Origin of the sequence: Micromonospora sp. NPDC023737 (assembly GCF_040639715.1) — a bacterium.
GTDB lineage: Bacteria > Actinomycetota > Actinomycetes > Mycobacteriales > Micromonosporaceae > Micromonospora.
In genome coordinates this window covers 14,059-28,922 of sequence record NZ_JBFAAL010000018.1, presented here as the reverse complement: position 1 = coordinate 28,922, position 14,864 = coordinate 14,059, and the positions used below count along the sequence as shown (strand labels likewise).

Below are 14,864 nucleotides of genomic sequence, written 5' to 3'. Positions count from 1 at the left end.
CGAGGAGGTCGAGATGCCGCGCTGGTTGCGGAACAACGCCCTGGCAGTCGCCATGTTCGGCGCCTTCTTCGTCTTCCTGGCACTGCAGAGCGTGTTCGGCTGGCAGAGCCACAACGAGGAACTGGCCGAATTCGGTGCCGCCCCGCTGAGCTGGCCGGCGTACCTGTCCACCGGCCACTTCGCTGAGGCGATCTTCGAGAACTGGGAATCGGAGTTCCTCCAGATGGGCGGCTACGTCCTGCTCACCGCATACCTGGTGCAGCGGGGTTCGGCGGAGTCGAAGCCGGAGGGCCAGACCGACCGGCCCGAGGACGACGAGCGCCGCGCCACTGCGGCCTCACCCTGGCCGGTGCGCCACGGCGGACTGCCGCTCGTGATCTACCGGAACAGTCTCGCCCTCGCGCTGCTGCTGATCTTCCTCGGCTCGTTCGTCGGGCACCTGCTCGGCGGCACCGCGGAGTACAACGCGGAGCAGGCGCTGCAGAGCGGCGCTCCCCCGGTCAGCGCTCTCCATTTCCTCGGCACCAGCGACTTCTGGTTCCAGTCCATGCAGAACTGGCAGAGCGAGTTCCTGGCGGTCGGCACCCTGATCGTGTTGAGCATCTTCCTGCGTCAGCACGGGTCCCCGGAGTCGAAGCCGGTCACCAGGGCGCACGCCGAGACCGGCGCCTGAGAGATCGTCGGGGCGCCGTGCAGCGGCTGCGGCGCGCGGCCCAGCCGACGATCTCCGAGCCGTACCCGGGCCGCGGCTCGACACCGGCGTGGCGCACGACCCGGCCGCGTGCGAGCCGGGGCCGGTCAGGCCGGCACCGGCAGACGCTTGGCGAAGCAGACGCTGTACGGATTGCCGATGTACTCGCCGTAGGTCGGGATGGGCTCGTACCCGCACGAGGTGTAGAGCCCGACCGCGGCCGGCAGGTAAGTGCCGGTCTCCAGGCGGACACTGCTGTGCCCCTGCTGGTACGCCAGCTCCTCCAGCGCCGCCAGCAACTGGCGGGCGATCCCCCGTCCCCGGTACGCGGGCCGGACGTACATCCGCTTGATCTCGCCGGATTCCTGGTCGAGGGCCTGGACGCCGCCGCAGGCGACCGCCCGGCCGTTGACCACGACGGCGAGATACCGGATGTCGTCGTGGGTCTGGGTCACCTGCCCGTCCAACCCGCCGTCGGCTTCCCGCAGCTCACGCTGCTGGGCCGTGACCAGGGCGGCGACCTCCGGATCGGTGGCAGCGCGGGACTCGATCAACATCGCTTCACGGTAGGCCGGGCGGATTTCCGCCAGGTTTCCGCAAACCGACCCGATTGCGGACGGTACCGAGCTATTCGGAGTCCTCGACCGCGTCCGCCAGGTCGGTCTCGACCTCGTCGGCCACGTCGGTCCCGATCTCGTCTGCGGGCCGCTGCCGGCGCGCCTTGCGGGCGGCCAGCCGCTCAGCCGCCGAGGCGCGCGTCGACTTCTCTTCCAACCGCTGGTCGGCGCCGCGTACGCCGGGAACGAACTCGGCCCCGGCGTAGAGCGTCGGCTGCCAGTCGAACTCTCGCTCGCCGATGCGGACCAGGTCACCGGGCTGGGCGCCGGCCTTCGCCAGCTTCTCCTCGACGCCGAGCCGGGCCAGCCGGTCGGCGAGGTAACCGACCGCCTCGTCGTTGTCGAAGTTCGTCTGCCGGACCCAGCGCTCCGGACGCGCCCCGCGGACGGTGTAGGAGCCGTCCGCTTCCGCCTCGATCGTGAAGCCGGTGTCGTCCACGGCGGCCGGCCGGATCACGATCCGGGTCGGCTCGATGATCGGCGTCGCGGCGCGGGCACCCTCGACGAGTTCCGCCATGGCGTACGTGAGTTCCTTCAGGCCCTCGCGGGTGGCGGTGGAGACCTCGAAGACCCGGAACCCACGCGCCTCCAGGTCCGGGCGGACCATCTCGGCCAGGTCCCGGCCGTCCGGTACGTCGATCTTGTTGAGCGCCACCAGCCGGGGCCGGTCCGCCAGGCCGCCGTACTGGTTGAGCTCGGCCTCGATGGCTTCGATGTCGGCCAGCGGGTCCCGGCCGAGTTCCAGGGTGGCGGTGTCGATGACGTGCACCAGCACGGCGCATCGCTCGATGTGCCGGAGGAACTCCAGGCCGAGGCCCTTGCCGCTGGCCGCGCCGGGGATCAGGCCGGGCACGTCGGCGACGGTGAAGGTGTGGTTGTCGACCCGGACCACGCCGAGGTTGGGCACCAGCGTGGTGAACGGGTAGTCGGCGATCTTCGGCTTGGCCGCGGAGATCACGGAGATGAGCGAGGACTTGCCGGCCGACGGGAAGCCGACCAGGCCGACGTCGGCGACGCTCTTCAGCTCGAGCACCACGTCGAGCGTCTCGCCCGGCTCGCCGAGTTCGGCGAAGCCCGGTGCCTTGCGCCGCGAGTTGGCCAGCGAGGCGTTGCCCCGGCCGCCCCGGCCACCGCGCGCCGCCTCGAAGGTCGTGCCGGCGCCGACCAGGTCGGCGAGCACGGTGCCGTCCTGGCTCTGCACCACGGTGCCGCTGGGGACCTTGAGTACCAGGTCGGTGCCGTTCGCACCGTCCCGGTGCGAACCGGCGCCACCCTTGCCGTTCGGCGCCTTCACGTGCGGGCGGAAGTGGAAGTCGAGCAGGGTGTGCACCTGCGGGTCGACGACCAGCGTCACGCTGCCGCCGTGCCCGCCGTTGCCGCCGTCCGGCCCGCCGAACGGCTTGAACTTCTCCCGGTGGATCGAGACACAGCCGTGCCCGCCGTCGCCGGCCTGCAGGTGCAGGACGACCCGGTCAACGAACGTCGTCACGCTGTCAATCCTTCCAGCGGGGAGCGCCCCGCACGAGAAAAGCGAAGCGGGCCGGGACACCAGGTCCGCGGCCCGCTTCGCCGGAAAACTACTGCTGCGGCACGATGCTGACGGTCTTACGACCGCGCTTGGTGCCGAACTGGACCGCACCGTCGGACAGCGCGAAGAGCGTGTCGTCCCCGCCACGGCCAACCAGGTCACCCGGGTGGAACTTGGTGCCGCGCTGCCGGACGATGATCTCGCCGGCGCTGACCACCTGGCCACCGAAACGCTTCACGCCGAGCCGCTGGGCCGCGGAGTCACGGCCGTTACGCGAGCTGGACGCACCCTTTTTGTGAGCCATCTGAGGACGACCTACTTCCCGCTGGAGATGCCGGTCACCTTGACCTGGGTCAGCGGCTGGCGGTGACCCTGGCGCTTGTGGTAGCCGGTCTTGTTCTTGAACTTGTGGATCCGGATCTTGGGGCCCTTGGTGTGCGCGGCGATCTCGCCGGACACCGCGACCTTGGCGAGCTGCGCCGCGTCGGTCACCAGGTCGTCACCGTCGACGAGGAGCACCGCGGCCAGCTGCACCGCGTCGCCGGGGGCGCCGGCGAGCTTCTCGACCTCGATCACGTCGCCCTCGGCGACCTTGTACTGCTTGCCGCCGGTCTTGACGATCGCGTACATCGGAGGCGGACTCCCTGTCGTTGAGGCTGCTGGTGGTCGTCCCCACGGCGGCTCGCCGGGTAGCAGTGGCACGGCGGCGCGGGCACGCGGGAACTCGGCACACAAGAGTGCGCCGCAGGCCAGCGTACGCCATGCCCACCCCGCAGCCCAAACCGGCCCGCGGATCAGCCCGGACAGAGCCGGTCGAGGCGCTGCCGGAGGCGGTCCAGCTCGGTCTCGTCGAACCCGTTCACGTCGGCGCCCAACGCCTCCACCTCGGCGCCCAGGTCGTCGAGGAGCGCCCCCAGCTGCGGGGCGGTGGCCCGCGCGGACTGCTCGCCCAACACGGTGCGCCAGCCGGCGAGGGCAGCCTCGGCGCGCCGGCGGGCGGCGTCGGCCGCCGTGCTGTCGTTGGCGCCGACCGCCGCGACCATCCGACCCAGCTCCGCCTCGTACGCCCGGACCGCGTCGTCGCCGGCCCGCCGGACCACGGCGCACACCGTCGCGGTGTTCCCGCCGGTCGGGACACCGTCGGCGCTCGGGGCACCACCGCCGGCTGTCGGGCGGTCGGTCACCGTGGTCGGGTCGGCGGTCGCGCTCGGCGGCTCGGCGGCGGGCCGGTCAGCTCCGCAGGCCACGGCCGGCCAGAGGCCTGCCACCAGCACACCTACCACGAACAACCGGCGCATGGCGGTCCCTTCGCCCGGTCCTCCCGGCCGGAAACGGGCCGGGCCCCCACCGGCGTCATCGTGCCGGAATGGGGGCCCTGCCGTCCACGCGTAGAGGCGACCGGTCAGATCACGGGCGGGTACGCCGCCGGGCGCCGCCGCGGCGGGCTCTGCGCCGGCCGGTGGTCTCCTCTTCGCTCTCCTCGGTGAGCGCGTCCGGGTCGTCGGCCGCGGCCAGCCGGGCCGAGTCGCCCTCCTGGCTGTCGGCGACCGCCGGGGCCGCCGCGGTCCCCGTCTCGTAGCGGGAGAGGTCGTAACCCATCGGGTCGTAGTAGTCGGCGTCGTGGCCCGCCGTCGTGTCGGCGCCGGTGACGGCGGCCGCGCTGGTGGTGGCGTCCACCTCGGTGGTGTCGGCGCCGGGTTCGGTCTCGCTGACCTCGGCCACCGTCCGCTCCACCGGGGCCGCCTTACGCGCGCGACGCCGGGACGTGCCGGCGGACTCTGCGGCCGGGGTGACCACGGCGGAGGCCACCGCCTTGACCTTCTCGGCCGCCCCACCGCTACGCGGCTTCTCCGGCACCGGCTCGGTGTGGATGATCACGCCGCGGCCCTTGCAGCACTCGCAGGTCTCGCTGAACGCCTCCAGCAGCCCCGCACCGATCCGCTTACGGGTCATCTGCACCAGGCCGAGAGAAGTGATCTCGGTTACCTGGTGCTTGGTGCGATCCCGGCCCAGGCACTCGGTCAACCGGCGCAGCACCAGCTCACGGTTCGACTCCAGCACCATGTCGATGAAGTCGATCACCACGATGCCGCCCAGGTCGCGCAGCCGGAGCTGGCGCACGATCTCCTCGGCCGCCTCCAGGTTGTTACGGGTGACCGTCTCCTCCAGGTTGCCCCCGGAGCCGGTGTACTTGCCGGTGTTGACGTCGATGACGGTCATCGCCTCGGTACGGTCGATCACCAGGGAGCCGCCGGAGGGAAGGAAGACCTTGCGGTCCAGCCCCTTGAGGATCTGCTCGTCGATCCGGTACTCGGCGAAGACGTCAGCAGTGCCGACGTACCGGCGCAGCCGGGGAACCAGGTCCGGCGAGACGTGCGACAGGTACGACTCGACCACGTCGTACGACTCGTCACCCTCGATGACCAGCTCGCGGAAGTCCTCGTTGAACAGGTCCCGGACCACCCGGATGACCAGGTCCGGCTCCTCGTAGAGCAGCACCGGAGCGCCGCCCTCGGCCGCCTTGGCCTGAATGTCCTCCCACTGCGCCTGGAGCCGCTTCACGTCGCGCGCCAGCTCGTCCTCGCTGGCACCCTCGGCGGCGGTACGGACGATCACGCCCGCGCCGTCCGGGACCAGCTTCTTCAGCACGTCCCGCAGCCGCTTGCGCTCGTTGTCCGGCAGCTTGCGGCTGATCCCGGAGGCGTTGCCGTTCGGCACGTAGACCAGGTGCCGGCCGGAGAGCGCGATGTGGCTGGTCAGCCGGGCCCCCTTGTGCCCGATCGGGTCCTTGGTGACCTGCACCAGCACCGAGTCGCCGGACTTGAGCGCCTGCTCGATCGAGCGGGCCCTGCCCTCCAGACCGGTGGTGTCCCAGTTGACCTCGCCGGCGTAGAGCACCGCGTTGCGCCCCCGGCCGATGTCGACGAAGGCCGCCTCCATGCTCGGCAGGACGTTCTGCACCTTGCCCAGGTAGACGTTGCCGGCCATGGTGCCCGAGGAGTTGCGGGTGACGTAGTGCTCGACCAGGACGCCGTCCTCGAGCACCGCGATCTGGGTGCGGTCACCGCGCTGGCGTACCGCCATCACCCGGTCCACCGCCTCGCGGCGAGCCAGGAACTCCGCCTCGCTGAGGATCGGCGGGCGCGTACGCCGCTGCTCCCGGCCGTCCCGGCGGCGCTGGCGCTTCGCCTCCAGCCGGGTGGAGCCGGAGACCCCCTGCACCTCGTCCACGGTCCGGCGCGGCTCACGGATCTTGACCACGGTCGGGACGCCGTCGTCCGCGCCGGCCTCGACGTCACCGGCGCCCCGGCGACGGCGCCGCCGGCGGCGGCGGGTCAGGCCGTCTCCGCCCTCGGTCTCCTCCTCCTCGGCCTCCTCAGCCTCGGTCTCCTCGGCCTCGAGCTCGGCCTGCGCCGCCTCCTCGGCCTCCTCGTCCTCGGCCTCCTCGGCACCGCCCTTGCCCCGGCCACGACCCCGGCGGCCGCGCCGACGCCGGCGCCGGGCGGCGAGGGACTCGTCCTCGTCCTCTTCCGCCTCGGCGGCCTCCTCGGCCTCGACAGCCTCCTCGATCGGCTCCTGCTCCGCCTCGACCGGCTCCACCAGCTCGGCCTCCCGGCGGCCACGCCGGCGGCGGCGGGCGGGCTCGGCAGGCTCCTCGGCGACCGGCTCCTCGACGGGGGCGGGCTCGACCGCCCGTACGACCGGTGCCACCTCCGGCTGCGGGGCCATGAACAGCACGGTGGGGGCGGCGAGCGCCGCCCGGCGGCGGCGGGTGCGCGGCTGATCCGCCAGCTCGGCCGCGTCGGTGGGCTGCTCCGTGGCGGGCACGGCCACCCCGGGCGCGACGTCGCCGGTCTGTGCCTCGGCGGCGCGGTCGGGCCCCGGCGGCGCCGTCTCCTCACCCGCGGTCTCCGGCTCCTCGGCCGTCGCGGTGCCCGGCGGAACCTCGCCGGTGGTCTCCTCGGCGGCCGCCGGCGGCGCCGCCTCCTCGGTCGGGGTCTCCGCGGTGGGTTCGGCCGGCGTCGCGTCGGCCGGCTCGACGGTGGGCGTGGTCTTCCTCCGCCGGGTACGGGTGACCTTGACCGGCGGGACGAGATCCGCAGCGCCCTCCTCGACGGCCTCCGCGACCACGGGCTCCTCGACCGCCTTCGCCGCGGTCGACTTGCGGCGACGGCGCGGGGTCTTCGGAGCGGCGTCCGAGTCGCCGGAGATCGGCGCGAAGACCTCCGCCTGCGGAGACTCGGCGCTGCCCACACCGGTGGTGGGTGCCGCGACGGGGACCTCGCCCTCCTCCGGCTTGTTCACCGCAGTGGCGCGTCGCCGGGTGGTACGCCGTCTGGCCGGCGCCGGCTCGGCGGTGCCGGACTCCTCGGCCCCTTCCGCGCCGATCCGGCTCTCCACGGCGCCCCCGTCGACGGGGTTGTGCTGCTGATCGGCGGTGTCGGCGGCCGGCTGTGAACCGGTCCGTTCGCCGCCCTCGGGCTCGTTCTCGAGCATGGACGTTCTCCAGTTCTGGCTGCCCCGGGCGCGGGTGAGCGCTGCCACGCAGGGTCGCCGCAAAAGGTGTTCCGCCGGTGCGCAAGGTGCGCGACCGCCGAAGTCTGCCTACTCGAACACTGACCGTCGGTCAGCGTCCACCGATGGTTGCCCCGTCGCGGTCCGCATCCAACGGATCCACGATCTCGCCCTGCGCGGTCAGCGTGCCCTGAGCCAGCCGAGTCACTCTCGGCGGAACCGGCGGCTCCAGGCCGGCCACCACGCGGAGGCCGGAAAGGACGTCATCGGGTCGTACGGACGGGGTGACCTGCCGCACGACCACTTCGAGTATCGCACACGGTACGGCCGGTTCCCCGGAAGGCGTCTCCGACGGTGGGAGCATATCGATGGTGATGACGGCGGCACGTGCGTCGAAGGTGCGCCGCCCCTGCTTGGTCATCCGCTCGACCTGGATCTCCTCGGCCGCCGTGAACACCGTCACCGCCTGCTCCAGCGCGGCCGGGTCGACGTCGGGCAGCTCGATCCGCCAGCGGGACGCCTCGATCCGGTCGGCGAGGCTGCCGCCGGCCGCCTCCACGGCGTCCAGCACGTCGAGACCGGGCGAGAGCGCCGCGTCCAGGGCGTCGCGCAGCCGCGCCGGGTCGACCGGCTCGCGCAGGCCGATCTCCAGGTATTCCGCCTCACTCCCCACACCTGTGGGCGCGGCGGAGGCGTACGAGATCTTCGGGTGCGGGGTGAAGCCCTGGGAGAAGGCGATCGGCACGCCGGCCCGGCGCAGCGCGCGCTCGAAGGCCCGGGCGAAGTCCCGGTGCGAGGTGAACCGGAGCGGTCCACGCTTGGCGTACCGGATTCGAACCCGCTGGACGACGGGCGCCTGGCCGCCCTCGGGCTGAGGCTTTCTGGCGATCGTGAACTCCTCGAATGTACCTGCGTGTCCGCCCCATCCTGGCGCAGGGTCCGTGACGGTACGCGGCCGGGGGCGGAGACGTCTCGACGCTACTGCTGGGCGCTGGCGGGCAGTTTCAGCCCGTTCACCGGGGTCAACGGGAGCAACTTCTTACCGGTTGGCCCGATCTGGATCTCGGTGTCCATTGCCGGGCACACGCCGCAGTCGAAGCACGGCGTCCAACGGCAGTCGTCCTGCTCGTACTCGCTCAGCGCGTCCTGCCAGTCCTGCCAGAGCCAGTCCTTGTCCAGCCCGGAGTCCAGGTGGTCCCACGGGAGCACCTCGAGCTCGTCGCGCTCACGCGTGGTGTACCAGTCCAGGTCGACCCCGAACGCGGGCAGCGCCTCGGCGGCGGCGTCCACCCAGCGCTGGTAGGAGAAATGCTCGCTCCACCCGTCGAACCGGCCGCCGTTCTCCCACACCTTGCGGATCACCGCGCCGACCCGGCGGTCACCGCGGCTGAGCAGGCCCTCGATCAGCGACGGCTCGCCGTCGTGGTAGCGGAAGCCGATGGCCCGGCCCAGCGACCGGTCGGCGTTGATCGCCTGCTTGAGCAGCCTGAGCCGGCCGTCGATCACCTCGGGCCGCTCCATCGCCGCCCACTGGAAGGGGGTGTGCGGCTTCGGCACGAACCCGCCGATGGAGACCGTGCAGCGGATGTCCTTCGAACCGGTGGCCGCCCGACCGGCCCTGATGACCTCGTGCGCCATGTCGGCGATCTCGAGGACGTCCTCGTCGGTCTCGGTGGGCAGGCCGCACATGAAGTAGAGCTTCACCTGCCGCCAGCCGTTGGTGTAGGCGGTGACCACGGTGCGGATGAGGTCGTCCTTCGACACCATCTTGTTGATCACCTTGCGGATCCGCTCCGACCCGCCCTCGGGGGCGAAGGTCAGACCGGTCCGGCGGCCGTTGCGGGACAGTTCCTGAGCCAGGTCGATGTTGAACGCGTCGACGCGGGTGGACGGCAGCGAGAGGGAGACGTTGGTGCCCTCGTACTGCTGGGCGAGGCCGGAGCACATGTCACCGATCTCGGAGTGGTCGGCGGACGAGAGGGACAACAGCCCCACCTCGTGGAAGCCGGAGAACTCCAGGCCCTCCTGCACCATCTGCCCCACCGTGGTGATGGAGCGTTCCCGCACCGGCCTGGTGATCATGCCCGCCTGGCAGAACCGGCAGCCGCGGGTGCAGCCTCGGAAGATCTCCACCGCGTACCGCTCGTGGACCGTCTCGGCGAGCGGCACCAGCGGCTTCTTCGGGTACGGCCAGGCGTCCAGGTCCATGGTGGTGCGCTTGTGCACCCGGAACGGCACGTCCGCCCGGTTCGGCACGACCCGCTGGATCCGGCCGTCCGGTAGGTAGTCCACGTCGTAGAAGCGCGGCACGTACACGCTCTCGGTACGGGCGAGCCGCAGCAACAGCTCGTCACGCCCGCCCGGGCAGCCCTCGGCCTTCCACTCGCGGACGATCGCGGTGATCTCCAGGACCGCCTCCTCGCCGTCGCCGAGCACGGCGGCGTCGATGAAGTCGGCGATCGGCTCCGGGTTGAACGCGGCGTGCCCGCCCGCCAGGACCACCGGGTCGGCGTCGGTGCGGTCGGCCGCGAGCAGCGGAATGCCGGCCAGGTCGATGGCGGTGAGCAGGTTCGTGTAGCCCAGCTCGGTGGCGAAGGAGATGCCGAACACGTCGAAGTCACGCACCGGGCGGTGAGCGTCGACCGTGAACTGCGGCACGCGGTGTGCGCGCATCAGCTTCTCCAGGTCCGGCCAGACCGCGTACGTCCGCTCGGCCAGCACGTCGGGCAGCTCGTTGAGCACCTCGTAGAGGATCTGCACACCCTGGTTGGGCAGACCCACCTCGTACGCGTCCGGGTACATCAGCGCCCAGCGGACCGCCGCCGCGTCCCAGTCCTTCACCACCGCCCCCAGCTCACCACCGACGTACTGGATGGGCTTGGTCACCTGCGGCAGCAGCGACTCCAGCTGGGGCCAAACGGAGTTGGCCGCGACCGGGCGCGGCGTCGTGGACTGGACGCTCATGATGCCCAAGCGTACGCGCCCGCCGGTGGCGGCCACGCGCGCGGCGGTGGCACGCCGGGACGGGCGGCGTTCACCCGGTCCGTCCCCACGCTGGTCAGCCACCAGCACCGTCCGAGGCGCGGTGGTCGGCTCCCCGCGCGTGGCGCAGCGGTACTAACCTCGGTTCGGCGCGAGAGGAGATTGCCGGATGCCGGAGCCGCAGCCGGGGGCGGACCGGCCGGCCCACGGGAACCCCCCGGAAGCGGGGTCGGACCGTGATCCGGTCGTCGCCGAACAGCCCGACCCCTCCCCCGCACCACCGGAAGCCACCGCCACGGGCCCGGCGACTCCGTCCGGCGTTCCGGTCGCCGCTTCCGCTGACGCACCGACCGCGAGCGGGCCGGACGACCGGATCGGTCCCGACGGCACACGCCGCCTCGACGAGACCGCGCCGGCGGACCGGACGGGCGGCACCCCCCGCCTCGGCGAACCGACGAGGACCGACGGGCCTGCGGACACCGCCCCGACGGAGCCCACCGCCGTCGACGAGCCTGCGGACGGCCGCCTCGACGAGACCGTCCCGACGGCCGGGGGTGCGGCACAGCCCGACGGCCCCGCCGGCACCAAGCCGCTGCCCGTCGGCGAGGCACCCGACCCGGCGCCGCGATGGAGCGGTTCCGCCCCGGTGCCGCCGCCACCGCCACGGCGACGTTCCTGGGGCGAGTCCGCCGAGCCGACCCCGCCGCCGATGCCCGAGTCGCCCGAACACCGGATCCCGGTGGATCCCTGGGCCGGCGCGGACACCGGCGGCTGGGAGCTGCCCTCGGCCGAACTGCCGGCCCTGCCGCCGACGCTGTCCTATCCACCTGCTCCGCCGACTCGCCCCTACTCCGGGCCCCCCGCGCCAGCCCCACCGCCGCCGGTCGCGCACCCGGTGCCGCCGCCCACCCACCCGGTTTCCCCGCCACCGAGCGCACCGCCGCCGCAACCGGTCGCACCACTAGCGCAGCAACCGGTCGCGCCGCTACCGCGGCCGCCGGTCGCATCGCCGCCGCGGCCGGTCACGCCGCTACCGCCGCAACCCGCCGCGCCGCCGAAGCAGCGCCGGTCGAAACGACGGCCCGCGCCGCCGCCGGCCGCGCCGCCGCCCGGTTGGCGGGCCCCGAAGGGGTACGTGCCCGTCCCGGTCCGGAAGCGACGCCGCTGGCCGTGGCTGCTGCTGCTCGCCCTGGCCTGCTGCTGTGGCTGTCCGGCGTACTACGGCATGCCGATCTGGTCGCAGTACCCGGCGCACGCCGCGCTCCCCGCGCAGGTCGCCGACCTGTCGCTACGGCAGGACGGCAGCAGCACGCAGGCCGCCCGGCAACTGGAGGCGGAGGTCCGCAAGGCGCACCTGCTCGCCGAGGACACCTTCGCCGGTGTCTACGCGAACCCGGACGGCAAGCAGGTGACCGTCTTCGGTGGCACCGGCTTCCGGTTCGACCCCGAATCGGCCGCGGACGACGAGATCGCGCGGCTCACCGGGAAGTACCAGCTCGGCTCCGTCGAAACCGTCGACACGGGCGTACGCGGCCGGCACCAGCGCTGCGCGGTGGGACGCGCCGAGGGTGACGCCGTGGTCGTCTGCACGTCGGTCGACCACGGCAGCATCGCCAGCGCGGTCTTCACCCGCCTCTCCCTGCAGGACAGCGCCGGCCTGCTCGACACCCTGCGCGGCCGGATCGTCAGCTCGGACCGGAACTGAGCCGACCACCGGCCGGCCGTCCCACCCGTCCGCGGCGACCGGGGCGGAAACCCCCGCACGTGCGCACAGCTCGATTGTGGAACGTGGACAGGTCCCGGCCCAGGAGAGTCAGGTGACGATCGCCGTGGGCGGACGGCCGTCGCACCGAACCGGTCCGGCGTCGGCCGGAATCGCGGATCAGGCCGGATCGGGACGGGTCGGGTTCTGCTGGACGCGCAGCATCGGCGCGTACCGCGAGACGTACTCCTGACCGGTGAGCTTCTGGATCTCGCTCATCACCTCGTCCGTCATGGCACGCAACGAAGCGCTGTCGTCCGGACGCCCCGTGAAGTCCAGGGGCTTGCCGAACCGGATGGTGACCTTACCGGTGCCGGGACGCGGGACCCGGGCACCGATCGGCTGCACCTTCTCGGTACCGATCGTGCCGACCGGGATGATCGGCACTCCCGCGCCGACGGCCAGCCGTACCGCTCCGGTGCGTCCCCGGTAGAGCCGACCGTCCGGCGACCGGGTTCCCTCCGGATAGACGACCACCAACTCGCCGGCCTTGAGCGCCGGGATGGCCGCGTCGAACGCGGACAGCGCGGCGCGCCCACCGGCCCGCTCGACCGGGATCGCACCGAGCCCGGTGAGCACGAACTTCGAGAACGCCCCCTTCAGGCCGACGCCCTTGAAGTAATCGGACTTGGCCCAGAACGCCAGATGCCGCGGCACCACGGTGCCGAGGAAGAGCTCGTCGGCGACCGAGAGGTGGTTACCGGCGAAGATCGCTCCACCGGTCTCCGGCACATGCTCCAGCCCCTCCACGGTCGGGCGGAACGCCAGCCGCATCGTGGGCGCCACGGTGAGCTTGCCGATGGTGTAGAGCAGCGGCACTGGTCCTCCGGCAGATCGTGTGCGAGCGGGCGGTGTCACGGTAGCGGACGCACCCCAGATCCTCGAACGGGTGGTGGCCGCCCTGGGCTGCGCTCCGGTACGGCTGGAATCGCAGGTGCGCGTACCTCTGTACCCCGCGGACGGGCAACGTAGGCGGTGGATGGCGGGACCGTCACCCGAAGGTGCCGGCGGTCCCGGTCCCGCCCCGGGACCGGGACCACCCAGGGACCTCCGAAGTTCCCAGGCGGTGGCCCGGCGTCCCGGGCCACCGCAGCCGCAGACCGCTCCGGTCAGCGGGTCGGGGCCGCCAGCGTCCTGCTCCAGAGCGAGACGCCGTCGCGGTCCCGCAGGTGGACGGTGAAGGCACCCGTGTCGCCGTCGACGCTGACCTCGCCGAAGTGCTGGAATCCCTCCGCGGGTGAGGTGTTCGACCGCGGCGGGGCGTGCACGAACACGGCCTCCGGGCCGAACGTGCCGTCCAGTGCGTTCGGACCGAACGCGCCGGCGTGCGCCGGGCCGGAGACGAACTCCCAGAACGGGGTGAAGTCGCCGATCGCCGCCCGCGCCGGGTCGTAGTGGTGCGCGGCGCTGTAGTGGACGTCGGCGGTGAGGAAGACGATGCCGGTCACTCCGGCCCGGTGCGCCTTCCGCAGCACCTCGGCGAACTCGAGTTCCCGACCGGCCGGCGCGCCCGGGTCACCCTGGGCCACGCCCTCCTGAGTGCCGGGGCCGTCCGGTACGACCACGCCGATCGGCAGGTCGGCGGCGATCACCTTCCACGTCGCCCGGGACCGCTTCAGCTCCCGGATCAGCCATTCGCGCTGCTCCCGGCCGAGCAGACCCCGGTTCGGGTCGGCGTACGTGTTGCCGTCGTTCGGGTCCTTCCACGTGCGCATGTCCAACACGAACACGTCCAGCCTCGACCCGTACGACAACCGTCGGTAGAGGCGGCCGTCCAGCGGCGTGGGCACCCACTCGTGGAACGCCTGACGGGCCCGGGCAGCGAGCACGTCGACCCGGCGCTCGGTGTACCGGTCGTCGTTCAGCACCTCCCCCGGGTACCAGTTGTTGGTCACCTCGTGGTCGTCCCACTGGTTGATCTGCGGCACCTCGGCGACGAACCGGCGCAGGTGCTCGTCGAGCAGGTTGTACGCGTACTGGCCCCGGTACTCGGTCAGCGTCTCGGCGACCTTGCTCTTCTCCGGGGTGACCAGATTGCGCCAGACCCGCCCGTCCGGCAGGGTCACGGTCTCGGTCAACGGGCCGTCGGCGTAGACGGTGTCCCCGCTGCACAGGTAGAAGTCGGGACGGGTGGCCCGCATGGCCCGGAAGATCGACATGCCGCCGAAGTCCGGAGCGATGCCCCAGCCCTGCCCGACGATGTCACCGGTCCAGACGAAGCGGACGTCCCGGCGGTCGTTCGGGCGCGCGGCGGTGGTCAGGGTGCCGGTCAACGGCTCGCTGACCAATCCGTGCCGGTCGAGACTCTCCACCCGCACCCGGTAGTGCAGCCGCTCGCCGGAGGGCAGCCCACGCAACCGCACCTTGCCGGTGAGGTCGCCGGACGGGTCGAGCACGGGACCGGTCAGCCGGCGGGCGCCACGGAAGTCGGGCCGGCGGCTCACCTCCACCAGCATCCGGCCCGGCCGGTCGGCGCGGGTCCACACCAGCGCGGAGTCGACCGTCGCGTCACCGCTCTGCACGCCGTGGGTGAGCACGGGCCGCCCGGCCGGCCGCCACGCGGGTGCGGCCGCCGCGCCGGCCGCCCCGAGCAGCCCACCGCCGACCACACCGGCACCGGCCACCAGGCCCGCACGCAACACCGTACGTCGATCAAGTTCGGTCATCGTTCCTCCCGGATCGGGGACTGATCCCGTGGGTGTACCGGTCCGACGTGTCCGATTCCCGGGGTGTGAGTGACCGTGACCGGAACGGAGGCTGACCGGCCGG

General features: G+C 72.6%; 12 protein-coding genes. 2 read left to right on the top strand and 10 right to left on the bottom strand.

Going from position 1 to position 14,864, the window contains the following annotated elements:
• Nucleotides 1-13 precede the first annotated feature (13 nt).
• The gene (locus tag AB0F98_RS27215) at nucleotides 14-673 is read left to right on the top strand and encodes a DUF6766 family protein (RefSeq protein WP_357740844.1); all 660 of its coding nucleotides are present in this window, start codon (nucleotides 14-16) and stop codon (nucleotides 671-673) included.
• 125 nt (nucleotides 674-798) lie between these two features.
• Here the strand turns inward: AB0F98_RS27215 and AB0F98_RS27210 are convergent, their stop codons facing one another.
• The 8 genes from AB0F98_RS27210 to AB0F98_RS27175 all read right to left on the bottom strand — a co-directional run bounded on the left by AB0F98_RS27210 (nucleotide 799) and on the right by AB0F98_RS27175 (nucleotide 10,315).
• Complete coding sequence (locus AB0F98_RS27210) at nucleotides 799-1,248, bottom strand: GNAT family N-acetyltransferase (protein WP_357740841.1); 450 nt, start codon at nucleotides 1,246-1,248, stop codon at nucleotides 799-801.
• Between the two features lie 70 nt (nucleotides 1,249-1,318).
• On the bottom strand, nucleotides 1,319-2,797 hold the full coding sequence (gene obgE, locus AB0F98_RS27205) for a GTPase ObgE (protein WP_357740839.1): 1,479 nt from the start codon (nucleotides 2,795-2,797) through the stop codon (nucleotides 1,319-1,321).
• An 88-nt stretch (nucleotides 2,798-2,885) separates the two neighbouring features.
• Nucleotides 2,886-3,140 (bottom strand): 50S ribosomal protein L27, encoded by a 255-nt coding sequence (gene rpmA, locus AB0F98_RS27200; protein ID WP_076473269.1) that lies wholly within the window; start codon nucleotides 3,138-3,140, stop codon nucleotides 2,886-2,888.
• Nucleotides 3,141-3,151: 11 nt separating this feature from the next.
• Nucleotides 3,152-3,466: a 50S ribosomal protein L21 gene (rplU, locus tag AB0F98_RS27195; RefSeq protein WP_076473268.1), complete on the bottom strand. Its 315-nt coding sequence runs from the start codon at nucleotides 3,464-3,466 to the stop codon at nucleotides 3,152-3,154.
• 164 nt (nucleotides 3,467-3,630) lie between these two features.
• Nucleotides 3,631-4,134 (bottom strand): hypothetical protein, encoded by a 504-nt coding sequence (locus AB0F98_RS27190; RefSeq protein WP_357740834.1) that lies wholly within the window; start codon nucleotides 4,132-4,134, stop codon nucleotides 3,631-3,633.
• A gap of 109 nt (nucleotides 4,135-4,243) precedes the next feature.
• On the bottom strand, nucleotides 4,244-7,333 hold the full coding sequence (locus tag AB0F98_RS27185) for an Rne/Rng family ribonuclease (RefSeq protein WP_357740831.1): 3,090 nt from the start codon (nucleotides 7,331-7,333) through the stop codon (nucleotides 4,244-4,246).
• A 130-nt stretch (nucleotides 7,334-7,463) separates the two neighbouring features.
• Nucleotides 7,464-8,183: a TIGR03936 family radical SAM-associated protein gene (locus tag AB0F98_RS27180; protein WP_357741066.1), complete on the bottom strand. Its 720-nt coding sequence runs from the start codon at nucleotides 8,181-8,183 to the stop codon at nucleotides 7,464-7,466.
• A 146-nt stretch (nucleotides 8,184-8,329) separates the two neighbouring features.
• Nucleotides 8,330-10,315 carry a TIGR03960 family B12-binding radical SAM protein gene (locus tag AB0F98_RS27175; RefSeq protein ID WP_357740828.1) on the bottom strand — a complete coding sequence of 662 codons (1,986 nt, stop codon included), beginning with the start codon at nucleotides 10,313-10,315 and terminating at the stop codon, nucleotides 8,330-8,332.
• A 187-nt stretch (nucleotides 10,316-10,502) separates the two neighbouring features.
• On the opposite strand from AB0F98_RS27175, the gene AB0F98_RS27170 reads away from it, so the two are divergent.
• Nucleotides 10,503-12,038 (top strand): hypothetical protein, encoded by a 1,536-nt coding sequence (locus tag AB0F98_RS27170; RefSeq protein ID WP_357740825.1) that lies wholly within the window; start codon nucleotides 10,503-10,505, stop codon nucleotides 12,036-12,038.
• 177 nt (nucleotides 12,039-12,215) lie between these two features.
• Here AB0F98_RS27170 and AB0F98_RS27165 read toward each other — a convergent pair whose 3' ends face one another.
• On the bottom strand, nucleotides 12,216-12,914 hold the full coding sequence (locus tag AB0F98_RS27165) for a lysophospholipid acyltransferase family protein (RefSeq protein ID WP_357740822.1): 699 nt from the start codon (nucleotides 12,912-12,914) through the stop codon (nucleotides 12,216-12,218).
• A 290-nt stretch (nucleotides 12,915-13,204) separates the two neighbouring features.
• Nucleotides 13,205-14,761: an alkaline phosphatase D family protein gene (locus tag AB0F98_RS27160; RefSeq protein WP_357740819.1), complete on the bottom strand. Its 1,557-nt coding sequence runs from the start codon at nucleotides 14,759-14,761 to the stop codon at nucleotides 13,205-13,207.
• Between the last annotated feature and the right edge of the window lie 103 nt (nucleotides 14,762-14,864).